The sequence below is a fragment of the Enterobacter sp. Lyrl_3 genome (assembly GCF_051948675.1).
GTDB lineage: Bacteria > Pseudomonadota > Gammaproteobacteria > Enterobacterales > Enterobacteriaceae > Enterobacter > Enterobacter cloacae.
This window is the reverse complement of the sequence record NZ_JAYJLI010000008.1, coordinates 16,039-42,665: the sequence shown is the minus strand read 5'-3', so window position 1 is coordinate 42,665 and position 26,627 is coordinate 16,039. Positions and strand designations below refer to the sequence as shown.

Below are 26,627 nucleotides of genomic sequence, written 5' to 3'. Positions count from 1 at the left end.
AGAGGGCCGTGGTGAGGGCGTCAGGCCGCTCTTATCAACGGCGACGCTGCCAGATCCATAATCCGGCAATCGCCAGCGCAAACAGCGCGCCGAATCCTACGCCAATCCCCACCACCGGCACACCGACTTTAACGGCCAGCGAATAGAGCCCCAGCATTAACAGCATCGCCAGGTTTTCACCGAGGTTTTGCACCGCAATGGCATTTCCTGCGCCGACGGTCTGCTTGCCGCGCTCCTGCAACAGCGCATTGAGCGGCACAACGAAAAAGCCCCCCAGAATACCAATCAGGACAAGCAGCGCGTAGGCGGGTAGCAAGGCGTGCTGCAGCGAGAAGATAAGCACCACCACGCCAATCAGGATCCCCGCAGGCATGCAGCGTGCAACGGTCTCAAGCGTCACCAGCTTCGCCGCCGCGCCAGCCCCAACGACAATCCCAATCGCCACCATTGCGTTAAGATAAGTCGGTGTCGCATTGTCAGTAATCCCCAGCGCCACCGGCACCCACAGCACCAGCAGAAAACGCAGCGTGACGCCTGCGCCCCAGAACATGCTGGTGCCCATCAGGGAGAAGCGCGTTTCACCGTTACGCCACAGTACGCGGCAGGCGTTGAAGAAACTGCCTGTCATAGGCGTAAAGCGCCAGGATTGCCCCGGGCGAGCCACCGGCAATTTTGGAATAAACAGGTTGGCTATCACCGCCCCGCCATACACCACGGCACACACGCTCAGCGCCGCCAGCACATGCCAGTCCGCCAGCACGCCCCCTGCGACAGAGCCGAGCAGGATCGCCGCAATGGTAGAGGACTCCATCAGCCCGTTGGCTTTTACCAGCTTATCGCCGGTCGTGAGTTCCCCCAGGATGCCATACTTCGCCGGGGAGTACGCCGCTGCGCCAATGCCCACCAGCGTGTAGCCGATAAACGGGTTGATACCAAAACAAATACTGGCGGCGCCCAGCAGTTTAAGGCCGTTCGCAAACATCATCACCCGGCCTTTCGGGAAGCTGTCCGCCACCTGTCCGACAAACGGAGCGAAAATAATGTAAGCACCCACAAACACCATCTGCAGGATGGGCTGGCTCCAGTCTGGATAAAACTCGGCCTTCAGCAATGCCAGGGTGGCAAACAGTAACGCATTGTCACCGAAGGCAGAGAGAAACTGGGCGGCAATGACCGCCATCATGCCCTTCGACCAGAGGGAAGTGTTAGTGTGTACTGACTCACGCATTTTGCTGTTCCGCCTCGTCAACCATGCCCTTCAGGGTCACGAAATCAGGCTTCCCGCTGCCCAGCACCGGAAGCTGCTTCAGGTAACGAATATCGCGCGGTACCGCCAGCTCAGGAATGCCATGTTCACGCGCATGCTGTAGCAACCGGTCGCGTTTCAGTTCGCTGTCGGTGGTGAACAACACCAGCGCTTCGCCTTTGCTGGCATCGCTCTTCACAACCGTAGCATGCAGCTTGTCAGCGGATACCGCTGTCGCCAGTTGCTCAACCATCTCCAGCGAGACCATCTCACCCGCAATTTTGGCGAAGCGTTTAGCCCGGCCCTGGATCTGCACGAAGCCCTGTTCATCGAAACGGACAATATCTCCGGTGTCATACCAGCCCGTCTCACTCTCGCCATTGACGTTTTCCGCCGTCGGCACTTCCAGCACGCCCGGATTTTCCACTCGCAGATAACCGTTCATCACGTTTGGCCCCTTGAGTTGCAGACGGCCACCGTCCTCAATGCCAGGTACCGCCAGCAGACGCGCATCCATTCCCGGCAGAATACGGCCCACCGTCCCCGGCTTCGCCGCCATCGGCACGTTGATCGAGACCACCGGCGCGCATTCGGTAACGCCATAACCTTCAAGAATGCGCAGACCAAACTTGTCCTGCCAAATCTGGCGCGTGCTCTCCTGCAGTTTTTCCGCCCCGGCCACCACATAGCGCACGCGGTAAAAGTCATACGGATTGGCAAAGCGCGCGTAATTACCGAGGAAGGTTGAGGTGCCAAACAGCACGGTGCAGTTACGGTCATACACCAGCTCCGGCACAATGCGATAATGGAGCGGGCTTGGGTAAAGGAACACTTCGGCACCGGTCAACAGCGGGGTAAAAAGCCCCACCGTCAGGCCAAAGGAGTGGAACAACGGCAGCGCCGACATGAACCGGTCATTGGCGGTAAAGTCAGCAATACTTTTAATCTGCTCCACGTTTGCCAGAATGCTCTTGTGACTGTGAACCACCCCTTTCGGGTTCCCCTCTGAGCCAGAGGTAAAGAGGATAATGGCGTCATCTTCCGGCTGCTGTTTGACCTGGGCCAGACGCGGCATCAGCAGGTGAGCGAAAATCCACAGCTTGTCACCCGTCGTCACGTCTGCTTTCAGATCTTCCAGGAAGACCCAGCGTACCTGCGTCAGCTGCTCCGGCAGGTGCCACAGCTTGCCTTTGTCGAGGAACTGGCGCGAGGTGAAAACGGTATTGATTTGAGCCGCGGTGATGGCGCTGGTCAGCCCTTTTACGCCCGCCGTGTAGTTCATCATCGCCGGGATACGGCCCCGGGAAACCGCGCCAAAAATCACCGCCGCGCTGATCCCGGCGTTAGGCAGCATCAGGCCAATCTTCTCGCCTTTCTGGCTGTATTTCTCAAGTATACGTCCCACGAACAGGGTTTTGGTCAGCAGCTTGCGATAGGTGTCCGGGGTGAAGTTAATGTCTTCAATGCAGTTTTTCTTCGCGCCATAGCGGTACTGCGCCGACAGCAGAGATTCATAGAGCGTTTCGCGCGGGCGGACGGCCATCCGCGCTTCCATCATGATCTGGTGCAGCATTTCACCGGCGATTTTACGGCGGTCACGCGCACGCGGCGCGTCGGGCATCGGTAATGAGGTTGGCGGCAGAATATGCAGGGTAATTTTCGGGAACAGGCGCTGCTTCACTAACCCTTTCAGACGGCTGAAATGGGTGAGCTCCGCCCCTTCAATACGCAGTGGCACAACGGTCGCTTTTGACTTCGCCGCCACAAACCCTGCCCCGTCGTAGATTTTCATCAGCGAGCCGGTGACCGAGATCCGCCCTTCCGGGAAAATCACCACCGGACGTCCCTGCTCAACCAGACGTACCAGATGTTTAATCATCATCGGTTTTGTCGGGTCGAGCGGCACAAAATCAATCAGCGGGGTGAGCCAGCGCATGTACCACTGCTGACTAATAGAGGTATAGACCGCAAACACCGGGCGCACAGGCAGAAACAGCGCCAGCAGGATGCCGTCGATAAAGGAAACATGGTTTGGTGTGATAAGTACACGCTCGCCGCGGAGCGCCGTTGCATCGCCCGTTAAACGGACGCGAAAGAGGATACGGAACAGTGTGCGAAAGAACCCAAAAAGCATCTCAACTCCCTTTGCCAGCCAGTGTGAAGGGTAAGTAAATGGTGGCAGATTACACGAGAAGTGGTACAGGAGCGACAGCAAAAATAGAGGCGAAAAAAAACCTGCGCATCCGCGCAGGTTGGTGCAAGAGATGAGTACGAAACCGTACTAAGAAATCTCACCAATCAATACCTCTGGGATCTCAACTTTATCAATGTCGTCTTCTTTCCCGCTATCGGACAATCGCAACAGCCTGAGGCAAAGTGTAACTAAAGGTTCAGATTGACATTATTCCGACATGTCTGGCCGTGTAACGATTACACCGCCGGGGTTGTGCTGCGTCACGTTTGTGGAGAGGGACAGCGCGCCCCCCTTGAATGCACGGCGCTTTTCCGCAACACTTATTGGCGTGTAAACGCTTACCCCCACTAAGAAGGTAATGAATGGCGACAATAAAGGATGTGGCCCGTCTGGCAGGTGTTTCCGTCGCGACCGTGTCGCGCGTGATCAACGACTCCCCAAAAGCCAGTGACGCATCACGCCAGGCGGTGCAAAACGCCATGGAATCTCTGAACTACCATCCTAATGCTAACGCCCGTGCGCTCGCTCAACAGTCAACCGAAACCATCGGGCTGGTTGTGGGTGATGTCTCTGACCCCTTTTTCGGCGCCATGGTGAAAGCGGTTGAGCAGGTTTCTTATCAGACCGGGAATTTTTTGCTGATCGGCAATGGCTATCACAATGAACAAAAAGAACGCCAGGCTATCGAGCAACTGATCCGCCACCGCTGCGCGGCGCTGGTTGTCCATGCCAAAATGATCCCCGACGCCGAACTCATTCATCTGATGAAGCAGATCCCCGGCATGGTGATCATCAACCGGATTATTCCCGGGTTTGAGAAACGCTGCGTGGCGCTCGACGACCGCTACGGTGCCTGGCTTGCCACCCGCCATCTGATTCAACAGGGTCACACCCGCATTGGTTATCTCTGCTCAAACCACCCCATTTCCGATGCAGAAGATCGCCTGCAGGGGTATTACGATGCCCTGCGCGAAAACGGTCTGCCGTGCAATGACCGGCTGGTGGCTTACGGTGAACCCGACGAGAGCGGCGGCGAACAGGCAATGACAGAGCTGTTAGGACGTGGAAGGAACTTCACCGCTGTCGCCAGCTATAACGACTCAATGGCAGCCGGAGCTATGGGGGTGTTAAATGACAACGGGATTGAGGTGCCGGGAGAAATTTCCCTTATTGGCTTCGATGATGTGCTGGTCTCCCGCTACGTGCGCCCTCGCCTGACCACCGTCCGCTACCCCATTATCACCATGGCCACGCAGGCGGCCGAGCTGGCGTTAGCACTCGCCGAGCAGCGTCAGCCACCGGAAATCACCCACCTGTTTAGTCCAACGTTAGTGCGCCGTCACTCTGTTGGGGCACCCGCCGAAGCCCCGGACGAATAGCGATAGAGATGTACCGTTTTATCCGGGTACTCCAGCGCATCGCCGATATACTGCCAGCCGTAACGTTCGTAGAAGTCACGGCAGACAGACCAGAGATGCAACGTGTCATACCCGGCCTGTGCGGCATAGTGGATAACATGCTTTTGCAGCAGCCCCGCCAGCCCCTTGCCTCGCGCCGCGTCATCCACGTACAGGGCTGCCAGCCAGGGGCAAAGATCCTGTCGGGTGATCAGATCGCAGCGCCAGAGCCCCACGGTGCCCACAAGCTGTTCGTTCTCTATGGCAATAAAGGTCAGCGGTAATGCGCCCGGCGTCTGACTGTGCTCAACAATACTGTGGAAAAACGCCCGGGGCAGGCCGTCGCCAAAGGCCTGCCAGATCCAGTCGGTCACCTGCTCCGCATACTGCGGTGCGGCGTAGAGCGGCAGAATAGTCATACCAGCTTCCCCTGGAAAATAGGCACAGATTCAAAGAGATAGCCGTCAAAATCCGGCGCGTCTTCGTCTGAGAGTTCAAGTAAGCTTTTTTTCACGTTTTCCAGATGCTGGAACATTGCCTGCCAGGCGCCCATGACGTCACGGCGGCGCAGCGCGGCCAGGATGGTTTGCCGGTCACCCAGCCATTTCAGGCGGTACGCGCGGCTGGCGATGTGGCCATTAAACTGCTGCCACAGCGGACTGCTGTCCATGTGATGCCAGATACTCTCCACCGTCGCCAGCAGCATCTGATTTTGCGTCGCGCCCGCCAGGACCAGATGGAACATCTTATTGTTGTCCTGACTATTATCGTCGGCGGCAATCGCGCGTTGCTCCTGCTCGATAATACGGCGCAGATTGTCGATGTCTGCACGGGTCGCCATTTTGGCGGCAAACGCGGCAATATTGCTTTCGAGGAGCTGACGGGCCTGTAAAATCTCAAACGGCCCCACGTCGCTATTGAGAAAACGCTCTTCTTCGTTTTCATGCTCTTCGGGGATGCGCATCACATAAACACCGGAGCCCTGGCGAATATCCACCGTGCCCTGCAACTCCAGCATCAGTAAGGCCTCGCGCACGATGGTGCGGCTTACGCCGTACTTCTCGGCAATATTGCGCTCAGGAGGAAGACGCGAACCAACGGGATAGTGCCCCTGGATAATCTGCGCCCGTAAATCCTCGCCAATTTCCTGGTACTGTTTTTTTTCCGGCAGGATGACAGCCTTATCCACGTTTTCACCTGTTTTTTCAGTTAATGCGCAGACCGGGCGTCCTCCCGGCCAGTTTGTGCGCTATTTTACCAGAACCGGCATGCTTTTCGCCTACTTCCATTCATCATCAACCTGAAGCGTGAGCCTCCGCGTATCGCGTAGCTGCCGGAACCAGGAGGCTGATTTTTTTGCTCGTCTGGCACGCTGGTTATCCAGATCGATCTCAATCAACCCGTAGCGGTTTTTAAACGCGTTCATCGGCGAGACGTTGTCGGTAAATGCCCACAGCATATAGCCATGGCAGTTCGCCCCCTCCTCCCTCGCCAGCAGCGTGTAGTAGAGGTGTTCGCTGATGAAATCGATGCGGTAAGTGTCGTCGATAATCCCATCGCGATTGCGAAATTGCGCTTCGTTTTCCACTCCCATTCCGCTTTCCGCCACGAACCAGTCGATATTGCGATAGTCTTTTTTAATCCGCATCGCCATGTCGTAAATAATGCGCGGGTAGATCTCCCAGCCGCGGGAGCGGTTCATGCGCCGCCCCGGCAGTTCAAACGGCTCGTAGTAGTATGCCGGGTGGAATGGCGTGTCCGGATGCCAGGCGCGGGAAGGTGCCTTCACACGGTGCGGGTAGTAGAGGTTAATCCCCAGTTCGTCGACGGTGTTATCCGCAATCAGCGCCAGTTCGTTCGCGGTGTACTCCCACTCAACCTGATGCTGCTCCAGCAGGGTAAAAAGCTCTGCGGGATAGCGCCCGTGCACCAGGGGGTCGAGGAAGAGACGGTTGTAGAACAGGTCATACATCTCAGCGGCCCGCAGGTCATGCGGGCCGCGGGAGCGGGGATAGGTCACCTCCGGGTTGAGAATACAGCCCACAGAACCGCGATAGCCTTTCTCGCGAAACAGCTTCACCACCTTTGCCGTCGCCAGCACCTTATGGTGATTCCACTGCATCCACGTGCTGGTGTTCTGCTCATATGGCCAACGCAGCGCGTCCAGATAGACGCGGGTCTGGACGACAATCGGCTCGTTGAAGGTAAACCAGCGGGTCACTTTACCGTGGTAGCGTGCAAAGACCTTTTCCGCATAGCGGACAAACAGCTCAACCACATGCTTTGACGCCCAGCCGCCGTAGGTATCCAGCAGCACGCCCGGCAGTTCGTAATGTTCGAGGCAGATCATCGGCTCAATGCCCTGACGGTGCATCTCATCGAACAGCGCGTCGTAGTAGGCAGCGTACTCTTCATCCACCGTCGCGTTTTCGTAGTCGGTTAAAAAGCGTGACCAGTTGATCGAGGTGCGGTAGTGCGTCAGCCCCGCCTGCTTCATCAGGGCCACATCCTCGCGAAAACGGTTGATAAAATCGGTCGCCACCGCCGGGCCATAGCCGTTGTGCCAGACGTGACGGTCATTCTTGTACCAGAGATCGATCCATGAATCCTGCCCCGGCTTTTTACCGCTCCAGCCTTCGGTCTGCCAGGCCGATGCGGCCGCGCCGAGAATAAAATCCTGCGGTATGGCTATCTGTTTTGTGCTCATCGCATCCTCACGGGTTGTCAGTGGCCTGCTGCAGCGCGGCCTGCTCTGCGCGGCGTGAAGCGATTTTCACAAACGGCAGATAGATAATCGCCGCCGTCACAATGCAGATTAGCTGGGTGATCACCGCCCCCATCGAACCTGCCGTAGAGAGCCATGCGTTGATCAGCGGCGGCGTCGTCCACGGCACCATCACCACCGCTTTACCGGCAAACCCGGTCACGGTGGCGAAGTAGCCGATGGAGCCCGTCACCAGTGGAGTGATAATGAAGGGAATGGCGAGGATCGGGTTAAGCATGATTGGCATACCGAAGATCACCGGCTCGTTGATATTAAAAATCCCCGGGCCGATGGAAAGCTTGGCGATCTCTTTCATCTCCTTGCGTTTGGTGGCAATCATCACCGCGATCAGCAGGCCGATAGTCAGGCCCGAACCGCCGATGCTCATATATACATCCCAGAACGGCATGGTGATGATGTTCGGCACCTCTTTACCCTGCTCAAACGCACTCATGTTGACGGTGATCGCCCCCAGCAGCAGCGGCTCGCGGATCGGCTTGATCATCTGGTTGCCGTGGATACCAATCACCCAGAAAAGCTGTGCAACGAACATCAGCAGCAGGATCCCAGGCAGACTTTGCACCACCCGCTCCAGCGGCTGTTGCACCACCTGATACACCGCGTCGTAGAGATACATCCCGGTGATCTGATGAAACACAAACCCCAGCGTGGCAATGGCAGTGGTGGTAATAATCGCCGGGATCAGCGCGGAGAACGACGCGGCCACGTTAGGCGGCACGGTGTCCGGCATTCGGATCTTCAGCCCCGGGCGGTTCTCCAGCCAGCAGTAGATTTCAACGGACAGAATGGCGATAAACATGCCGAGGAACAGGCTGCGGGTATCTGAGAACTGGCGCAACAGCACATCTTTAACCACGTGCATTTCGCCATCCACCAGCATCTCCACGGTGGTGGGCGTCACGCAAATAAAGCAGATCACCGCCAGCAGCCCCGGGAAAAGGGATTTGATACCGTTGATGCGCCCCAGCTCAATGCCAATCAGGAATACCGCGCCAATGTTGAGGAAGTTCAGCGTGGCGTAATTCAGCGCGCTGGTGATCGGCTTTAGCGCGGCGAGGAACGACAGCGACGAGAAGCTCGCCAGGCCGTTTTTCGGATCCAGCACCATATTGGAGATCAGCACAGAGAACGCCCCAACGATGATGACCGGCATTAATGTAATGAAGGCTGACTTGATCGCCATGATATAGCGATAACTGTTGAATTTAGTGGCGAAACTGCCCAGAGCGTCGATCAGTTTTTCCTGCAATGCCATAGGGTATTACCTCAGTAAAAGGGCTTTTATTGAATAAGGTGTACAGCCGGATACTATTGGCATACCAAAAATAGCTTTATGAGGGTAATGGTTCTGTGATTAAGCTCTCAACACCACCAGCGGTATTCCAGATCGTGATTTATGACCATTTTGGTATACCAATTGCAGCAATTTCTTCGGTTATGTTGGATCGTTACTGAAAAGCGTGATCGTGATGGGCGTTTTGCCCTTCCCGCGTCGCTTATGCGCCGGATGGTCTGTGTTAAACTGCAGATCGTTACGTGGAATCAGGAATGTCTAATGGCAACAATGCTGGATGTCTCACTGCGCGCAGGTGTATCAAAAGCCACGGTATCGCGCGTGCTGAACGGCACAGGTCAGGTCAAAGAGAGCACGCGTCAGCAGGTGTTCGCGGCAATGGAAGAGCTGGGGTATCGCCCGAATTTTCTCGCACGTTCGCTGGCTAACCAGACCAGCAACAGCATTGGTCTGGTGGTCTCGACCTTCGATGGCTTTTACTTTGGCCGCCTCCTTCAGCAGGCCTCCCGGCAGACCGAAACGCACGGGAAGCAGCTGATCGTCACCGATGGTCATGACGCGCCGGAACAGGAAGAACAGGCGGTACAGATGCTGGCCGATCGCAAGTGTGACGCCATTGTGCTCTACACGCGCTACATGAGCGAAAAAGCGATCATGAAGTTGATCCACTCCGTGCAAACCCCGCTGGTGGTCATCAACCGGGAAGTCAGCCAGGCTCCCGATCGCTGCGTCTTCTTCGAACAGCAGGATGCCGCCTTTAAGGCCGTGGATTACCTGATAAACCAGGGCCACCGGGAGATCGCCTGTATTACCGTCCCTATCCACACCCCTACCGGTAAAGCCCGCCTGATGGGCTACCGTAAAGCGCTGGAAAAGCACGGCATTCGTCTGGATGAGCGGCGGATTAAGTACGGCGATGCGGGCATGACGCGGGGGTATGAACTGTGCAGGGAGTTGATTGCCGACGGTGTGCCGTTTAGCGCCCTGTTTGCCTGTAACGATGATATGGCGCTGGGAGCCTCCAAAGCCTTGCACCAGGCAGGGCTGAAGATCCCGCAGGATATTTCACTGTTTGGCTTTGACGATGCGCCCAGCGCAAAATGGCTGGAGCCTGCGCTCTCATCGGTCTATCTGCCGATAGATAATATGATTGTCACGGCCATCGACCAGGCGATCCGGCTGGCAAAAAACCAGCCGGTAGAAGCGATCCCGCCGTTTACCGGTACGCTGGTACTACGCGACTCGGTAACCACGGGGCCATATTTTACTCAGACGAGTTCCAGCGCCAGCAGCTCCTGAATGGTCTGGCGGCGACGGATCAGCCGCGCCTTGCCGTTATCAAACAGCACTTCCGGCAGCAGCGGGCGGCTATTGTAGTTAGAAGACATCGACGCCCCATAAGCGCCGGTATCGTGCAGCACCAGATAATCCCCGGGTTTCACCTCCGGCAGCGCGCGGGTTTCTACTTTACCCCCTTCCTGCTGGGTAAAGACATCGCCCGATTCACACAGCGGGCCTGCGACAACCGTATTAATACGTGGGGCGTCGGTTAAATCGCGGCCATCGGCGGCGAGCGCTGAAATATGGTGGTAGCTGCCATACATGGACGGACGCATCAGGTCATTAAAGCCCGCATCAATCAGCACGAAGTGGCGCGATCCCATCTCTTTCACGCTACGCACCTGAGCAACCAGCACGCCAGATTCCGCCACCAGGAAACGACCCGGTTCAATTTCGAGCTTCACCGGATGCCCCACATGCGCGGCAACTTTGTCGCGGGCGGCGCTCCACAGGCCGTAATAGTGATCGGTATCGATCGCCTCTTCCCCTTCACGATAAGGAATCGAGAGGCCACCACCGGCGGAAATCGCCTCCAGATCCTGCCCAAAGTCGATAACCTGACGCACCATCGCGCCGCACACCTGTTCCAGGTGACCGTAATCCACGCCCGAACCAATGTGCATATGAATGCCCACCAGCTTCAGGTTGTAACGCTGTAATACCTCCAGGGCGGCGGGCATATCGGCATACCAGATGCCGTGTTTACTGTTTTCACCGCCAGTGTTGGTTTTCTGGCTGTGACCATGGCCAAAACCGGGGTTCACACGTAGCCAGACGCAGTGGCCGGGGGAAACCTGTCCAAGCTGTTCCAGCATATCCACAGACCCGGCATTAACCGGGATCTGCAGTTCATGCACGCGGGCAAGCGTCGCGTCGTCGATCAGATCCGCAGTAAAGACAATTGCGTCAGGATCGGTTTTAGGATCGAAGCCAGCCGCCAGCGCGCGCTCGATTTCCCCCAGCGACACGGAGTCAACCTTCACGCCCTGCTCGCGCATCAGGCGCAGGATATGGATATTGGAGCACGCCTTCTGGGCAAAACGCACCACGTCAAACTGATGCAGCGCAGCAATCTTCTCGCGAACGATTTGCGCATCGTAGACCCATACCGGGCAGCCAAACTCGGCAGGCAGGCGCAGCAGGTTATCGGCATTTAAATCGGTGTCAGTCTGGTTAAGCGGGCGTGGCATGGTCTTCTCCGGGTGGTCATCTTTTTTATGATTACGCCACAGCAGAAAGAGAATAAAAAATATCGTTTTATCGCGAGTCTATGCAAAAATGATATGGACAGTCCTTCGCTTTCAGGTGCCCTATGCCCGCCGTCAACTTACGCCATATTGAGATTTTTCACGCCGTGATGACCGCCGGCAACCTCACCGAAGCCGCGCAGATGCTGCGCACCTCGCAGCCTACGGTAAGCCGCGAGCTGGCACGGTTCGAGAAAGTGCTGGGACTGAAACTGTTTGAACGCACCCGGGGCCGGCTGCACCCAACGGTACAAGGGCTGCGTCTGTTCGAGGAAGTGCAGCGCTCGTGGTATGGGCTGGACAGAATTGTCAGTGCGGCGGAAAGCCTGCGCGAGTTTCGTCAGGGCGAACTGTCGATTGTCTGCCTGCCCGTCTTTTCACAATCCTTTTTACCGACGCTGCTGCAGCCTTTTCTGGCCCGCTATCCGGAGGTCAGTCTCACTATCGTGCCGCAGGAATCTCCGCTGCTGGAAGAGTGGCTTTCAGCGCAGCGTCACGACCTGGGGTTAACCGAAACCCTCACCACCCCTGCAGGTACGGAGCGCACGGAACTGCTCACGCTGGATGAGGTTTGCGTGCTTCCTGCCGGGCACCGGCTTGCCAGTAAAGCAATGCTGACCCCCGCTGATTTCCACGGGGAAAATTACATTAGCCTGTCGCAGACCGACAGCTATCGACAACTGCTGGACACGCTGTTTGCCGAACATCAGGTAAAACGCCGGATGGTGGTGGAAACGCACAGCGCGGCCTCAATATGCGCGATGGTACGTGCCGGGGTAGGCGTAGCCGTGGTTAACCCGCTTACGGCACTGGACTATGCCGGGAGCGAGATTGTGATTCGCCCGTTTAGCCTCTCCGTCCCGTTTACCGTCAGCCTGATCCGCCCCCTGCATCGCCCGGCGTCGGCACTGGTAGATGCCTTTACCGGGCATTTGATTGAGCATGCGCGTGAGGTGGCGCTTCGCTTACCTGCTCTGCAAAATCCGTTATGACAGCATAAACTCCACCGCATCAGCGGCGTGAATGGCGGCAGTGTCGAATACCGGGATCGGGCTTCGCTCAGCCGGTACCAGCAGGCCGATCTCGGTACAGCCGAAGATCACCCCTTCTGCCCCCTGCCGGGCAAGTTGTTCAATCACGCTGACGTAATACGCCCGGGAAGACTCACTGAAGGTGCCGAGGCAAAGCTCATCAAAAATAATCTGATTAATGCGCGCCCGGTCGGCGTCATCCGGGATCAGGCTTTCGATACCGAACTCACTGCTCAACCGGCCACGGTAAAAATCCTGCTCCATGGTGTAGCGCGTTCCCAGCAGCGCCACGCGACGCATCCCCGCCGCGCCAATCGCGCGCCCGGTCGCATCCGCAATATGCAAAAACGGCAGCGGGCAACGCGCTTCAATGTGCGAAGCGACTTTATGCATCGTGTTGGTACAGAGCAAAATCCCTTCGGCACCGGCACGCTGAAGCCCGAGTGCCGCCTGCGCCAGTATCTCTCCGGCTTTGTCCCATTCACCGCTCGACTGGCACGCTTCAATCTCATGGAAGTCCACGCTGTGCAGCAGCAGACTGGCAGAATGCAGTCCCCCGAGGCGCTGCTTCACCCCTTCATTAATTAAACGATAGTAGGGAATGGTCGATTCCCAGCTCATGCCACCCAGCAGGCCGATTGTTTTCATTATCCCTCCTTCTTTGTTTATCTCAGTGAAGCAAACTTGTGATCGCGTTTCCAGTTCTTTGTCGCGCCGTTTCTTTTTAAAAGAAGGTGATATAAATTAAATGAAACAATATTTCATTTTATGACGAGGGAAAGCATGTTTATTTTCCACAACGAGACCACGCTTGACGATCTGGGTAACGGCGTAACCCGTCGGATCCTGGCCCATAGCGGTAAGATGATGGCGGTTGAAGTGAATTTCGCCCAGGGCGCGATTGGCCCGATGCATAGCCATCCGCATGAACAGCTAACCTATGTGCTGTCCGGTGAGTTCGAATTCACCATTGGTGAAGAGAAGCATATCGTCAGGGCCGGCGATACGCTCTACAAAGCGCCACACGTCATGCACGGCTGCGTGTGTCTTCAACCCGGCACCCTGCTGGATACCTTTACCCCCGTACGGGAAGATTTTCTACAATAAAAAAGGGCGCTGATTTCAGCGCCCTTTTTCTCTGCGTCAGTTATTCCGCTACCGGCTCTGGCAGCGGGTTACGGCTAAGCATTGCTTCACGAAGCAATACGCTACCGCAGGCGAACAGCCCACCCAGAATCCCCGCCAGCATGACAATCAGCGCTTTCCCCGGGCCATCTTTTTTCACCGGCATGGAAGGCGAAAGCTGATATTTGAAGGGTTCCAGTTTAACGTCTTCAACGGAGAGTTTTTTCAGCTGCGCCAGATAATATTCACGGTTCTGGAAGTCTGCATTCAGCTCAGACACATCCTTAAGATTTTTCTCGATCTGCAATTTCTGCGCGATACCGTCAGCGCCGAGGGCAACGGAGTAATCCGGATCGTCTTTTACGGCCTGTCCGTTGCTGTAGACAGGTTTCTTAATGCCCGCCGCGTTAGCCACTTCCAGCGAATAGTTAAGACGCTGCAGATTGGTGTTGTGAATATTGGTCAGACGCACCCGATCCAGGTCCAGCTGCTGCTCTACCACCTTCGTTTTGAGGGCGAGCTGGTTACGGATATTCAGCATGATCTCTTGCTCGACAATCGCGGCAATATACTTGATATACCCTTCCAGAACGGTTTGCGCATCTCCCGCCGTGGGGGCGGTGAAGCTGAGCGTCCAGGAGACGTAAGGCGCTTTATCCGCGTCTTTTACCTGAGTGTTATCAATCGCTTTCATCTTCTCAGAGATATTGACCACCGCACGATGCAGCTCCAGCGGATCCACGTTTGTCCCCTCAAGCTGTGACATAACGTAAGGGGAGGATTTCATATACTCTTCAAGCAATGACTGCGACTGAAACTTTTTGATAAACAGTCCAAACACTTCATCACGGGACACTTTTACGTCCACATCCAGAACCTGGAGTGCCACCATCATCTGGCGCAGCGGGTTCCACTGCGTCTGTTCGGCAGGCGTGATCACCGCTTTACTGGTCCATTTCTGCGGCAGTAAAAAGGCAATCGCCAGTCCGGCCAGCGCAAACGCGAACGCAATTGCGATGATGCGTTTTTTGGCGGCAAGCAGGATGTCTAACAGCCCCAAAAGGTCGATTTCTTTAGTGCTGACAGCCGGGGTGGCATAAGAAGGAAAATCGAGGTCCGTGTTTTTTTTGAAATCCATCGCTGACATAGACGTTCTTCTGTTAAGAGTGCAGGTAATTTCTGCCTCGTGAGTTCAAGTGGTCCGATGATACAAGAAAGTAAGAATAATCTGAACGCGATATTGATCTATCTGTGTACTGGCTATCAAAGTTGGTAGTTAGTACCTTTCCGGTATTATTGTTATTAATCATCCGCTTTTCTTTCTGCTTACATGCAAGACCTGCCTTGATCGCCAGAAATAGCGGCAAAATGCCACCCTCCTCACTTTATTGAAACAGCGTTTCGATGCTGATCACATTTCCATCATTAAGCGAATGACGCGGGAAAAAATAGCCATAATATAAAATAAAACACTGTTTTATTATTCGAAAACTACGGTTCGGATGTCCTGAAACTCATACCGTCATTTCACCCACTGATTGCCAGGTAGGTCTGTATGAATGAAAACAAGCTGCTGGGGCTCGCATGGATATCACCCTACATTATTGGGTTGATACTCTTTACGGCTTTCCCCTTCGTCTCATCGTTTTTCCTCAGTTTTACGGATTACGATTTGATGAGCCCACCGGTGTTTAACGGCATCGAAAACTATCGCTATATGTTTACCGAAGACACGCTCTTCTGGACATCAATGGGTGTCACGTTCGCGTATGTATTTTTGACCATTCCGCTGAAGCTCGCGTTTGCATTAGGGATTGCGTTTGTTCTCAACTTCAAATTACGCGGGATCGGCTTTTTCCGTACCGCTTACTATATTCCGTCGATCCTCGGCAGTTCCGTGGCGATTGCTGTGTTGTGGCGCGCCTTATTTGCGATAGATGGTCTGCTGAACAGCTTTATTGGCGTATTTGGCTTCGACCCGGTGAACTGGCTGGGTGAGCCCTCTCTGGCGCTGATGTCCGTGACCCTGCTGCGCGTCTGGCAGTTCGGCTCCGCGATGGTCATCTTCCTGGCGGCGCTGCAAAACGTTCCGCAGTCACAGTATGAAGCGGCAATGATCGACGGCGCGTCCAGATGGCAAATGTTCATGAAAGTGACCGTGCCGCTGATTACGCCGGTGATTTTCTTCAACTTCATCATGCAAACCACTCAGGCATTCCAGGAATTTACCGGGCCGTACGTCATTACCGGCGGCGGGCCAACCTACTCGACCTATCTGTTCTCGCTCTACATCTACGACACGGCGTTCAAATATTTCGATATGGGTTATGGCGCGGCGCTGGCGTGGATCCTGTTCCTGGTGGTGGCCGTCTTTGCCGGTATCGCCTTTAAGTCGTCGAAATACTGGGTGTTCTACTCCGCCGATAAAGGAGGCAAAAATGGCTGATATTCAACACCTTTCCGCGGCAAGAAGCGTCGCCGAACGCGAGGTTGCCCGTACGCAGCGCAGAGAGAAAATCAACGCCACCGTTCGCTATACGATCCTGCTGTTTGTCGGCCTGCTGATGCTCTACCCGCTGGTGTGGATGTTCTCGGCGTCGTTCAAGCCGAACCACGAGATCTTCACTACCCTGAGCCTGTGGCCGGCACATGCCACCTGGGACGGGTTTATCAACGGCTGGAAGACCGGGACCGAGTACACCTTCGGCCATTACATGCTGAACACCTTTAAGTACGTGATCCCCAAAGTGATCCTGACCATTATCTCCTCCACCATTGTGGCGTATGGTTTTGCCCGCTTTGAGATCCCGTGGAAAAAATTCTGGTTCGCCACGCTCATCACCACCATGCTGCTGCCCAGCACCGTGCTGTTGATTCCGCAGTACCTGATGTTCCGTGAAATGGGCATGTTGAACAGCTACATGCCACTGTACCTGCCGCTGGCCTTCGCCACGCAGGGGTTCTTCGTCTTTATGCTGATCCAGTTCCTGCGCGGCGTGCCGCGTGACATGGAAGAGGCGGCGCAAATCGACGGCTGTAACTCCCTTCAGGTGCTGTGGTACGTGGTGGTGCCGATCCTGAAACCGGCCATTATCTCCGTCGCCCTGTTCCAGTTCATGTGGTCAATGAATGACTTTATCGGGCCGCTGATTTATGTCTACAGCGTGGATAAATACCCGATTGCACTGGCGCTGAAAATGTCCATCGACGTTACCGAAGGTGCGCCGTGGAACGAAATTCTGGCAATGGCGAGCATCTCCATTCTGCCATCCATCATTGTGTTCTTCCTGGCCCAACGCTACTTCGTGCAGGGCGTCTCCAGCAGCGGAATTAAAGGTTAAGAGGGAAATATCATGGCTGAAGTTGTCTTCAATAAACTGGAAAAGGTTTACTCCAACGGCTTCAAAGCCGTACATGCTATCGACCTGAAGATCGCCGAGGGGGAGTTTATGGTGATCGTCGGTCCATCCGGCTGTGCCAAGTCCACCACCCTTCGCATGCTGGCGGGGCTGGAAACCATCAGCGGCGGTGAAGTGCGGATCGGCGATAAGATCGTGAACAACCTCGCACCGAAGGAGCGCGGCATTGCGATGGTGTTCCAGAACTACGCGCTCTACCCGCACATGACGGTGCGCGAAAATCTGGCCTTTGGTCTTAAGCTGAGCAAACTGCCGAAAGAGCAAATTGAGTCGCAGGTAAACGAAGCGGCCAAAATCCTGGAGCTGGAGTCGCTGCTTGACCGCCTGCCGCGTCAGCTTTCCGGTGGACAGGCCCAGCGCGTCGCGGTTGGCCGCGCGATTGTGAAAAAGCCGGACGTGTTTCTCTTTGACGAACCGCTGTCAAACCTTGATGCCAAGCTCCGTGCCTCGATGCGTATTCGTATTTCAGATCTGCATAAGCAGCTGAAGCAGTCCGGTAAACCGGCCACCACCGTCTACGTCACGCATGACCAGACCGAAGCGATGACCATGGGCGACCGTATCTGTGTAATGAAGCTGGGCCACATCATGCAGGTCGATACCCCAGATAATCTTTACCACAAGCCCAACAACATGTTCGTCGCAGGCTTCATCGGTGCACCGGAGATGAACATTCGTAAAAGCCAGTTGGTGGAAAAAGCCGGGCAACTGCACATCACCCTCGGCAATGAAACCATGCCGCTCAATGCGCAAACGCAGGAAAAAGTCGCTGCTTACGCCGGTCAGGACGTGTTCTACGGCGTGCGTCCGGAATTTGTGTCGATCTCCGACTCGCCTTTCCCGGATGGGTGCAGCGGCGAAATGGTGCGCGTGGAGAACATGGGCCACGAATTCTTTGTGTACCTGAAGGTTGCGGACAACGAACTGACCGCCAGAATCCCTTCGGAAGAGGCTAAGCCGATGATTGCTAAAGGGCTTAACCGCAAAGTCTATTTCCGCTTCGACATGAATAAGTGCCATATTTTTGACGCAAAAACTGAACTGAACCTCTCTCTCTGATGGAGCAAGAAAAATGAAAAATGTGCTTTTAAGCGCAGCAATCTCCGCGACCCTGGGCCTTACTGCTTTGCCATCGATGGCGCAAACTACCGATTTACGTATGTCCTGGTGGGGCGGTAATGGCCGTCACCAGGTGACGCTGAAAGCGTTAGAAGAGTTCCATAAACAGAACCCGGACATTAACGTTAAGGCGGAATACACCGGCTGGGACGGCCATCTTTCCCGTCTGACCACCCAGATTGCAGGCGGCACAGAGCCGGATGTGATGCAAACCAACTGGAACTGGCTGCCGATCTTCTCGAAAACCGGCGACGGCTTTTACGATCTGAACAAAATGAAAGACGTGATAGATCTAAGCCAGTTTGATGCCAAAGAGCTCCAGTCCACAACGGTCAACGGCAAGCTGAACGGGATCCCAATTTCCGTGACCGCGCGCGTCTTCTACTTTAACGACGAAACGTGGAAAAAAGCGGGCATCGACTACCCAAAAACCTGGGACGAACTGATGGCCGCCGGTAAAACCTTCGAAAGCAAGCTCGGCAAGCAGTATTACCCTGTCATACTGGAACACCAGGACACGCTGGCGTTGCTAAATTCTTACATGGTTCAGAAATACAACATCCCTGCCGTGGACGAGAAAACCAAAAAATTCACCTACAGCAAGGCGCAATGGGTGGAGTTCTTCCAGACCTACAAAAAACTGATTGATAGCCATGTGATGCCGGACACCAAATACTATGCGTCGTTTGGCAAGAGCAACATGTATGAGATGAAGCCGTGGATCCAGGGGGAATGGGGCGGCACCTATATGTGGAACTCCACCATCAATAAATACTCCGATAACCTCAAGCCACCGGCAAAACTGGTGCTGGGCAGTTACCCGATGCTGCCGGGTGCCACGGATGCGGGCCTGTTCTTCAAACCGGCACAGATGCTGTCGATCGGTAAATCGACCAAAAACCCGGAAGCGGCGGCAAAGCTGATTAACTTCCTGCTGAACAGTAAAGAGGGCGTGGAGACGCTGGGCCTGGAGCGTGGCGTACCGCTGAGCAAAGTGGCGGTTCAGTACCTGACTGAAGCCGGTACCATTAAAGAAAACGACCCGTCGGTTGCAGGCCTGCGTCTGGCGCAGTCGCTGCCTGCAAAACTCAGCGTGTCCCCTTACTTTGACGATCCGCAGATTGTGGCGCAGTTCGGCACCTCGCTGCAGTATATCGACTATGGTCAGAAATCGGTGGAAGAGACCGCTGCAGATTTCCAGCGTCAGGCTGAGCGTATTCTGAAGCGGGCGATGCGTTAAAAGTCGACGCCTTACCGGGCCGACAAGGTATTGTAGGCCCGGTAAGCGAAGCGCCACCGGGCAATAACATTACACGCCAATATTACGTAATTTCTCCCCGCTCATCAGCTTGCGTTCAATATGCTCCAGCGTCACGCCTTTGGTTTCAGGAATCAGCCAGAAGGTCACCCCGATAAACACCACGTTCAGTACCGTGTAGAGCCAGAACGTTCCTGCTGCACCAATGGCATCCAGCAGCGTCAGGAAGGTTGCGCCGATGATCATGTTCGACACCCAGTTGGTGGTGGTGGAACAGGTGATGCCAAAGTCGCGGCACTTCAGCGGCTGAATTTCAGAGCACAGGATCCACACCACCGGTGCGGCGCTCATGGCATATCCGGCGATACACATCATGGTCATCCCGACAGAGAGCCAGGAGAGACCGCTCGAGGCGGTGCCATTATCAAACTGCATCAGACAGTAACCGAGGATCAGCGTACCGAGCGCCATTACGCTAAAGCCAATCTTCAGCGCCGGTTTACGACCGGCTTTATCCACGGTAAATACCGCGATAAACGTGGCAAACATAAAGGTCAGCCCGACCACCAGCGTTGCAATCATCTGCTGTTCAGTGGTGGTGAATCCGGCCATTTTGAAGATACGCGGCGCGTAATACATGATGATGTTCATCCCGGTGAACTGCTGCATCGCCTGCAGCAGCATGCCAAGGAACACCGCGCGACGCACGTTGCGGTTGGCTTTAAACAGCGACCAGCCGCCCTGCTTCAGCTTCAGGCTTTCGCGGATCTCGTTCAGCTCTTCACGCGCTTTCTCTGAGGTATCACGCAGCATGCGCAGCACCTCTTCCGCTTCCACGTGACGACCTTTCTGCGCCAGCCAGCGCGGGCTGTTCGGCAGGAAAATCACCAGTACAATCAGCAACAGCGCCGGCAGCGCCAGCACGCCCAGCATGGCGCGCCAGTTACCGCTGTAGCTGAAGTAAGTATCTGACAGAAACGCCAGTACGATACCCAACGTGACCATCAGCTGGTACATACTGATCATCTTGCCGCGCACGTTCTCGCTCGCCATCTCCGAGAGATACAGCGGCGCAGTGTAGGAGGCAATCCCGACCGCCACGCCCAGCAGGACGCGGGAGAGCAGCAGCACTTCCACGTTGGTGGCGAACGCAGAGCCAATGGAACCTGCCACAAACAGGATCGCCCCAACCATCAGGCTATATTTGCGCCCGAGACGGAACGAGAGCCAGCCGTTGAATAGCGCGCCGATGGCCGCGCCGAGCATCATGCTGCTCACCACCCACTCCTGCAGGCGACTGCTCAGCGTAAAGTGATCGGTAATAAACGGTAATGCGCCAGCAATGACGCCGATATCCAGTCCAAATAACAAGCCAGCCACTGCCGCCGCAATGGAGACAAACTGGTTCATGCGGCGAGTATCGCGCAGCGCCGCGGGCATGAGGGTAGAGTCATTTATAGATGTCATAGTTTCCTGCCTGAACAGAGAAATTCGTTAAGTGAAATTACGAGATAGGGAAGAAAAGTGTCAGGCCGGAATTCGCGAAGATATGGATTATTTCGCTATGGCATGGCGATCTGTGATGGACATTACAATTTCAACTCGCGGTGAAATATCGCCATATTTTACTAATTGATTAATATTTAAGTAATAAAACTGTGATGCGTGTCATTTATGATTTTTTAGTATGGATTTTTCATCTTTGTCGATATGGATAATGACAATTTTTGAGCAAAAAAAACCTCCACCCGCAGGCAGAGGCTCTTTCGTCAGCGCGAATTAACGCGCCAGCCAGCCGCCATCAACCGCTACGGTATAACCGTTGATGTAGTCCGACGCCTTCGATGCCAGGAACACCACAGGCCCTTTCAGATCGTCCGGCAGCCCCCAACGCCCTGCCGGGATTCGGTCAAGGATTTCCGCGCTACGCTGCTCGTCCGCACGCAGCTGCTGGGTGTTGTTGGTCGCCATGTAGCCCGGGGCAATGGCGTTAACGTTGATATTGTGCTTCGCCCATTCGTTCGCCAGCAGACGGGTGACCCCCATCACTGCGCTTTTTGACGCGGTGTAAGACGGCACCCGGATGCCCCCCTGGAAGGAGAGCATGGAGGCGATATTGATAATCTTGCCGCCATTCCCCTGAGCGATGAAGTGTTTCGCCGCCGCCTGAGACATAAAGAACACGCTTTTGATATTCAGGTTCATCACGTCGTCCCAGTCGCGCTCGCTGAAGTTAATGGCGTCTTCACGGCGGATCAACCCAGCATTATTGACCAGAATATCGATATGACCGAATTCCGCCACGGCGCGATCCAGCAGGTCAGGAATGGCGTCGATTTTACGCAGATCCGCGGTCAGGCTCAGGAAACGGCGGCCCAGCGCGGTCACGCGCTCGATGGTTTCCGTAGGCTCGACGATGTTGATGCCCACGATATCGCAGCCCGCTTCTGCCAGCCCCAACGCCATGCCCTGGCCCAGACCGGTGTCACAACCGGAAACCACAGCCACTTTACCTTGCAGAGAGAATGCATCCAGAATCATGTTTGTTCCTTACTCTTTCGATGCCTGTCAGCAACAGGCAGATTTATGCTTAACTGCCCGCGACTAGCGCAGATCTTTTACCGCGACGTGGTCCATGTCATCAAAGACCTGGTTTTCACCGACCATTCCCCAGATGAAGGTATACGCCTTCGTCCCAACACCGGAGTGAATTGACCAGCTCGGAGAGATAACCGCCTGCTCGTTATGCATCACGATATGGCGTGTTTCCTGCGGTTGACCCATCATGTGGAATACGCAGGCATCCTCATCCATGTTGAAGTAGAAATAGACCTCCATACGGCGCTCGTGGGTATGGCACGGCATGGTGTTCCACAGGTTGCCCGGCGCAAGCTCGGTCAGCCCCATGCTGAGCTGGCAGGTCTCCAGCACATCCGGAACGAAGTATTTGTTGATGGTGCGACGGTTGCTGGTGAGGTTATCGCCCAGCGTCACCGGGGCTACGTCTGCCGGGGTAACTTTTTTGGTAGGACAGGTGGTGTGAGCCGGGGCGCAGTTGTAGTAAAACTTCGCTGGCGTGCTGCCGTCGACGCTGGCAAAAACCACCTCTTTCGCGCCCTTGCCGACATACAGCGCGTCGCGGTGACCAATTTCGTAGCACTGGCCGTCAACCGTAATGGTGCCCGGCCCGCCAATGTTAATCACGCCCAGTTCACGCCGTTCCAGGAAATAGCTCACGCCGAGCTGCTTACCCACTTCCCCACCCACGGAGACAGTTTTGGTCACCGGCATAATTCCACCCACAATAATGCGGTCAATGTGGCTGTAGACCATGGTGTAGCGATCGGCTTCGAACACCTGCTCAACTAAAAATTCATTGCGCAGCCCCTGCGTGTCGAGGGTTTTGGCGTGCGCGCTGTGGATGCTTTGTCTGACGTCCACGATAACCTCCAGAATGGATCGTGCCCGAAGGCAGAAAATTAACGAAACGACGTTCCGTTTTAAGGATAAGCACAGTGTAAACGCCCATAATGGGGTTTTCAATTACATTTAAAACATCGTTTCATTTTTTGTGGTTCTTTATACCAGAAATCGTGTTCCGATCACGGAAGCGTCAGGATTCGCCGCTTCATCTCCCTCAAACTGACAAACTGCGCGATAAGTCACACTAAATAAAACAGTGTTTTGATAATTTAATACCTACTTTTTAATCTTATTTTTTATTGCCGAAAGGAGCGCATTATGGCTAAAGGTATGCGGGTCAAGCTGAACTACGAGATCGGCCGGGATCCGGATACAGGCGTCGAAGTCACACGTCTGACCCCGCCTGAAGTAACCTGTCATCGCAACTACTTTTACCAGAAGTGCTTCTTTAATGACGGCAGTCATCTGCTGTTCGCCGGAGCGTTCGATGGTCACTGGAACTATTACCTGCTGGATCTGCAGAACGCCGAAGCCGTACAGCTGACGGAGGGCGCAGGCGATAACACCTTTGGCGGATTTCTCTCCCCGGACGATCGCGCCTTCTACTATGTGAAGAACGATCGCACGCTTCTGGAGGTGGATCTTGAGACACGGGCAGAGCGTGAAGTGTACCGCGTCCCGGATGACTGGGTCGGTTACGGCACCTGGGTGGCGAACAGCGACTGCACCAGCCTTGTGGGCATTGAAATTGCGAAACGCGACTGGACGCCGCTGAACGACTGGCAAATTTTCCACGACTTCTTCCATAAAGGGCCACACTGCCGGCTGCTGCGCGTGGATCTGAAAACCGGCGAGAGCTCAATCATTCATGAAGAGAAGAAGTGGCTGGGGCATCCTATCTATCGTCCGTTTGATGACCATACGGTGGCGTTTTGTCACGAGGGACCACACGATCTGGTCGATGCCCGGATGTGGCTGGTCAACGAAGATGGCACCGACATACGTAAAGTCAAAACGCATGCACAAGGTGAAAGCTGTACCCACGAATTCTGGGTCCCGGATGGCTCCGCGCTGGTATACGTCTCGTATCTGAAAGGCCAGCAGGGTCGTTCCATCTGCCGCTTCAATCCACAAACCGGCGTAAATGAGACGATAATGCAGATGCCATCCTGTTCACATTTGATGAGTAATTTCGACGGCACGTTACTGGTAGGCGACGGTTCCGGCACACCGGTGGATGTGAAAGACACCCACGGTTACACCATCGATAACGATCCCTATCTCTACGCCTTTGACGTGGCCAAAAAGCGCTACTATCGCATCGCTCGTCATGACACCTCCTGGGCGACGGTAGAAAATAGCCGCCAGGTCACCCATCCGCATCCCTCCTTTACACCGGACGAGAAAGCGGTGCTATTCAGTTCCGATAAAGACGGTAAACCTGCCCTCTATATTGCGAAACTCCCCGCGCAACCGGATATGTTGTCTGCATGATTTAAAAATGTGTTTCTGTAACTGGCCTTGCCCTCCTTACGGAGGGCTTTTTTTGCTCTGAACGTTTTGCCCGGTGACGCTGCGCTCACCGGGCCTGGAGGGAAATATCAGAAGGAATACGCCACGCCTAAACGGAAGCGGGTCTGACGTTCATCGCTCTCTTTCACACCCACGTTACCCACCTCAACATACGGCGCCCAGTTTTTATCCCATTTATACGCCAGCTTCGCGTTATATTCGGTGGAATAATCTTTATTATTATTACGGACCATCCCTTCCGTACTTTTTGCATAAACATAATTCAGTTCGGTACGCCAGTCTCCCATGACCCAGCCGACCCAGGCATCACCACGGTTAACTTTGTCATCGTCTTTATTAGAGCTCGACGGATAACGGGTATATTCATAACGGTAACGCGCGGCCACGTAAAAGCCATTATCGAAACTGTATTGCAGGTGCAGGTTCGGTTTATAAATGGTACGACTGTCGTTACTCTCAAGCGTGAACGCGGGAGTCAGCGCAATATTCTCTGTCGCTTTCCAGCGCCAGCTAATTTGATCTTCATGACCGTTACCCACCACATCCGCAAACGGCTGGTCGGCCTTATCGCCACCCGATTTCCATTTCGCTTCTACAGAAAAACCGACGCCATTCGCAAAGCGATGCGAGACTGAAACACGGTCTGCATTTGCGCCGTTGTCGATGTATTCATGACGCAGATCGACGGTCACCGCCTGCGCGGCGAAAGAAGTACCAATAAGAGAAGCTACAACCAGAGATTTGTTAAACATGACAAAAACCCTCAATTAAAATAACGTTTCATTTTTATGAAATGGCAGTTTATTTTTTAATAAATGCTATTTTAGTGAGCAAGATCGTAATTATTTGTTTCATTTTTTTCGGTACAAATCGGCGTGATACACGTCAACAAACAAGTGGGATTTAGGCGAAATTAATGGAGGGAGATCACGTCAGGCAGGAATAACGCGCATAAAAAAACCTCCCATCGGGAGGTTTTTTTATGAAGGAAGGGATTAACGTTCGATAGCCAGCGCTACTCCTTGCCCACCGCCGATACAGAGCGTGGCAATGCCTTTACGGGCGTTACGCTTTTTCATCTCGTGAACCAGCGATACCAGAATGCGGCAGCCGGAAGCACCGATGGGATGACCGAGCGCAATCGCACCGCCGTTGACATTCACCCGCAGCGGATCCCACTCCAGCATTTTGCCCACTGAGATCGCCTGCGCGGCAAAGGCCTCGTTGACTTCAATCAGATCCACATCGGAAAGCTGCCAGCCCGCGCGATCCAGGCAGCGGCGGGTCGCATACACCGGCGCGATCCCCATTAATGCCGGATCAACCCCCACGCTGGCAAACGCCTTAATCCGGGCCAGCACGGGGAGATCCAGTTCCTGCGCTTTGCTTTCGCTCATCATCATCACCGCTGCCGCACCGTCGTTAATCGAAGAGGCATTTCCCGCCGTGACCGACCCTTGCGTTTCAAAAGCAGGATTGAGCATGGCCAGCCCTTCTGCGCTGGCATCGGTTCGCGGCTGCTCATCGGTGTCGACGACAATCGTCTGACCGTTCTGACGCTGGGTGCACACCGGGACAATTTCATCGCGAAAACGCCCGGAATCAATCGCGGCACGCGCTTTCTGCTGCGAGCTCAACGCGTAAGCATCCTGCAGCTCACGGCTTATACCGTACTCACGCGCCAGGTTTTCCGCCGTCACGCCCATATGATAATCATTAAACGCGTCCCACAGCCCGTCATGCACCAGGCTGTCGAGCAGCTGGCTGTTACCCAGCTGCGCGCCGGTGCGGCTGTCGGTGAGGACATGCGGCGCGCGGCTCATGTTCTCCTGCCCACCGGCAATGACCACATCCGCTTCGCCACACTGGATGGCCTGCGTGGCAAGATGCAGCGCCTTTAACCCTGAGCCACAGACGTCGTTGATGGTGATTGCCGAGACGGTGTTGGGCAGGCCGCCTTTTAGCGCCGCCTGACGGGCAGGGTTTTGCCCGGCGCCGGCCGTCAGGACCTGTCCGAGGATCACCTCATCGACTTCATGTGCCGGGATCCCGCTGCGCTCCACCAGCGCTTTCACCACCACGCTACCCAGTTCAACAGCCGAGTGACGCGCCAGCGCTCCCTGAAAACAGCCGATAGCTGTACGCAACGCACCCACTATAACGACATCTTTCATCACCACCTCTGCGTTAAAGGACATGACGATAGTAGAGGATT

23 protein-coding genes are annotated in these 26,627 nt (G+C 54.9%); 9 read left to right on the top strand and 14 right to left on the bottom strand.

The window, feature by feature from the left end; genetic code table 11:
• Nucleotides 1-34: 34 nt before the first annotated feature.
• Both lplT and aas read right to left on the bottom strand, forming a co-directional pair.
• Nucleotides 35-1,228: a lysophospholipid transporter LplT gene (gene lplT, locus VF709_RS15500; RefSeq protein WP_178327626.1), complete on the bottom strand. Its 1,194-nt coding sequence runs from the start codon at nt 1,226-1,228 to the stop codon at nt 35-37.
• Nucleotides 1,221-3,380, bottom strand: a complete 2,160-nt coding sequence (gene aas / locus VF709_RS15495) for a bifunctional acyl-ACP--phospholipid O-acyltransferase/long-chain-fatty-acid--ACP ligase (RefSeq protein WP_038420521.1) — start codon at nt 3,378-3,380, stop codon at nt 1,221-1,223. Before aas ends, lplT begins: the two co-directional genes overlap by 8 nt.
• A 422-nt stretch (nt 3,381-3,802) precedes the next feature.
• Between aas and galR the strand changes: the two genes are divergently transcribed.
• Nucleotides 3,803-4,819 carry an HTH-type transcriptional regulator GalR gene (gene galR, locus VF709_RS15490; protein WP_013098559.1) on the top strand — a complete coding sequence of 339 codons (1,017 nt, stop codon included), beginning with the start codon at nt 3,803-3,805 and terminating at the stop codon, nt 4,817-4,819.
• Here galR and VF709_RS15485 read toward each other — a convergent pair.
• The 4 genes from VF709_RS15485 to VF709_RS15470 form a co-directional block, all read right to left on the bottom strand.
• Nucleotides 4,780-5,256 carry a GNAT family N-acetyltransferase gene (locus VF709_RS15485; RefSeq protein ID WP_038420522.1) on the bottom strand — a complete coding sequence of 159 codons (477 nt, stop codon included), beginning with the start codon at nt 5,254-5,256 and terminating at the stop codon, nt 4,780-4,782. The genes galR and VF709_RS15485 overlap by 40 nt on opposite strands.
• The gene (locus VF709_RS15480; RefSeq protein WP_013098561.1) at nt 5,253-6,026 is read right to left on the bottom strand and encodes a GntR family transcriptional regulator; all 774 of its coding nucleotides are present in this window, start codon (nt 6,024-6,026) and stop codon (nt 5,253-5,255) included. Before VF709_RS15480 ends, VF709_RS15485 begins: the two co-directional genes overlap by 4 nt.
• Before the next feature lie 90 nt (nt 6,027-6,116).
• Nucleotides 6,117-7,544: a glycoside hydrolase family 1 protein gene (locus VF709_RS15475; protein ID WP_038420523.1), complete on the bottom strand. Its 1,428-nt coding sequence runs from the start codon at nt 7,542-7,544 to the stop codon at nt 6,117-6,119.
• Nucleotides 7,545-7,551: 7 nt separating this feature from the next.
• Nucleotides 7,552-8,877: a PTS sugar transporter subunit IIC gene (locus VF709_RS15470; RefSeq protein ID WP_149896966.1), complete on the bottom strand. Its 1,326-nt coding sequence runs from the start codon at nt 8,875-8,877 to the stop codon at nt 7,552-7,554.
• Between the two features lie 300 nt (nt 8,878-9,177).
• On the opposite strand from VF709_RS15470, the gene VF709_RS15465 reads away from it, so the two are divergent.
• Entirely contained in the window at nt 9,178-10,215 is a 1,038-nt protein-coding gene (locus VF709_RS15465) for a LacI family DNA-binding transcriptional regulator (protein ID WP_023620433.1), read from the top strand.
• Here the strand turns inward: VF709_RS15465 and lysA are convergent.
• Entirely contained in the window at nt 10,185-11,447 is a 1,263-nt protein-coding gene (gene lysA / locus VF709_RS15460; protein ID WP_149896967.1) for a diaminopimelate decarboxylase, read from the bottom strand. The genes VF709_RS15465 and lysA overlap by 31 nt on opposite strands.
• Nucleotides 11,448-11,569: 122 nt before the next feature.
• Here lysA and VF709_RS15455 point away from each other — a divergent pair, with 122 nt between their 5' ends.
• Nucleotides 11,570-12,496, top strand: coding sequence for a LysR family transcriptional regulator (locus VF709_RS15455; RefSeq protein ID WP_149896968.1), 927 nt, complete (start codon nt 11,570-11,572; stop codon nt 12,494-12,496).
• Here VF709_RS15455 and VF709_RS15450 read toward each other — a convergent pair.
• On the bottom strand, nt 12,491-13,183 hold the full coding sequence (locus tag VF709_RS15450; RefSeq protein ID WP_013098567.1) for an aspartate/glutamate racemase: 693 nt from the start codon (nt 13,181-13,183) through the stop codon (nt 12,491-12,493). The two genes, VF709_RS15455 and VF709_RS15450, sit on opposite strands and share 6 nt — an antisense overlap.
• 135 nt (nt 13,184-13,318) lie before the next feature.
• On the opposite strand from VF709_RS15450, the gene VF709_RS15445 reads away from it, so the two are divergent.
• Nucleotides 13,319-13,642, top strand: coding sequence for a cupin domain-containing protein (locus VF709_RS15445; protein WP_013098568.1), 324 nt, complete (start codon nt 13,319-13,321; stop codon nt 13,640-13,642).
• 40 nt (nt 13,643-13,682) lie between these two features.
• Here the strand turns inward: VF709_RS15445 and wzz(fepE) are convergent, their stop codons facing one another.
• Nucleotides 13,683-14,807 carry an LPS O-antigen length regulator Wzz(fepE) gene (wzz(fepE), locus tag VF709_RS15440; RefSeq protein WP_013098569.1) on the bottom strand — a complete coding sequence of 375 codons (1,125 nt, stop codon included), beginning with the start codon at nt 14,805-14,807 and terminating at the stop codon, nt 13,683-13,685.
• A 408-nt stretch (nt 14,808-15,215) separates the two neighbouring features.
• Between wzz(fepE) and VF709_RS15435 the strand changes: the two genes are divergently transcribed.
• Genes VF709_RS15435 through VF709_RS15420 form a run of 4 tightly spaced genes read left to right on the top strand, consistent with a single transcriptional unit; the run spans nt 15,216 to nt 19,438 of the window.
• Nucleotides 15,216-16,106, top strand: a complete 891-nt coding sequence (locus VF709_RS15435) for a carbohydrate ABC transporter permease (protein ID WP_013098570.1) — start codon at nt 15,216-15,218, stop codon at nt 16,104-16,106.
• Complete coding sequence (locus VF709_RS15430) at nt 16,099-17,001, top strand: carbohydrate ABC transporter permease (RefSeq protein WP_023620436.1); 903 nt, start codon at nt 16,099-16,101, stop codon at nt 16,999-17,001. Before VF709_RS15435 ends, VF709_RS15430 begins: the two co-directional genes overlap by 8 nt.
• A gap of 12 nt (nt 17,002-17,013) precedes the next feature.
• Nucleotides 17,014-18,138, top strand: coding sequence for an ABC transporter ATP-binding protein (locus tag VF709_RS15425; RefSeq protein WP_058679598.1), 1,125 nt, complete (start codon nt 17,014-17,016; stop codon nt 18,136-18,138).
• A gap of 13 nt (nt 18,139-18,151) precedes the next feature.
• Nucleotides 18,152-19,438: an ABC transporter substrate-binding protein gene (locus tag VF709_RS15420; protein ID WP_029883169.1), complete on the top strand. Its 1,287-nt coding sequence runs from the start codon at nt 18,152-18,154 to the stop codon at nt 19,436-19,438.
• Between the two features lie 69 nt (nt 19,439-19,507).
• Here the strand turns inward: VF709_RS15420 and araE are convergent, their stop codons facing one another.
• The 3 genes from araE to kduI form a co-directional block, all read right to left on the bottom strand.
• On the bottom strand, nt 19,508-20,941 hold the full coding sequence (gene araE, locus VF709_RS15415) for an arabinose-proton symporter AraE (RefSeq protein ID WP_286012102.1): 1,434 nt from the start codon (nt 20,939-20,941) through the stop codon (nt 19,508-19,510).
• 294 nt (nt 20,942-21,235) lie between these two features.
• Nucleotides 21,236-21,997 (bottom strand): 2-dehydro-3-deoxy-D-gluconate 5-dehydrogenase KduD, encoded by a 762-nt coding sequence (gene kduD, locus VF709_RS15410; protein WP_013098575.1) that lies wholly within the window; start codon nt 21,995-21,997, stop codon nt 21,236-21,238.
• Nucleotides 21,998-22,060: 63 nt separating this feature from the next.
• On the bottom strand, nt 22,061-22,897 hold the full coding sequence (gene kduI / locus VF709_RS15405; RefSeq protein WP_149896969.1) for a 5-dehydro-4-deoxy-D-glucuronate isomerase: 837 nt from the start codon (nt 22,895-22,897) through the stop codon (nt 22,061-22,063).
• 300 nt (nt 22,898-23,197) lie between these two features.
• Here kduI and VF709_RS15400 point away from each other — a divergent pair, with 300 nt between their 5' ends.
• Entirely contained in the window at nt 23,198-24,373 is a 1,176-nt protein-coding gene (locus tag VF709_RS15400) for an oligogalacturonate lyase family protein (RefSeq protein WP_149896970.1), read from the top strand.
• A gap of 107 nt (nt 24,374-24,480) precedes the next feature.
• Here VF709_RS15400 and VF709_RS15395 read toward each other — a convergent pair whose 3' ends face one another.
• Nucleotides 24,481-25,164 carry a porin gene (locus VF709_RS15395; RefSeq protein ID WP_020687115.1) on the bottom strand — a complete coding sequence of 228 codons (684 nt, stop codon included), beginning with the start codon at nt 25,162-25,164 and terminating at the stop codon, nt 24,481-24,483.
• Nucleotides 25,165-25,407: 243 nt separating this feature from the next.
• Nucleotides 25,408-26,586: an acetyl-CoA C-acetyltransferase gene (locus tag VF709_RS15390; RefSeq protein WP_023620438.1), complete on the bottom strand. Its 1,179-nt coding sequence runs from the start codon at nt 26,584-26,586 to the stop codon at nt 25,408-25,410.
• Nucleotides 26,587-26,627: the final 41 nt, after the last annotated feature.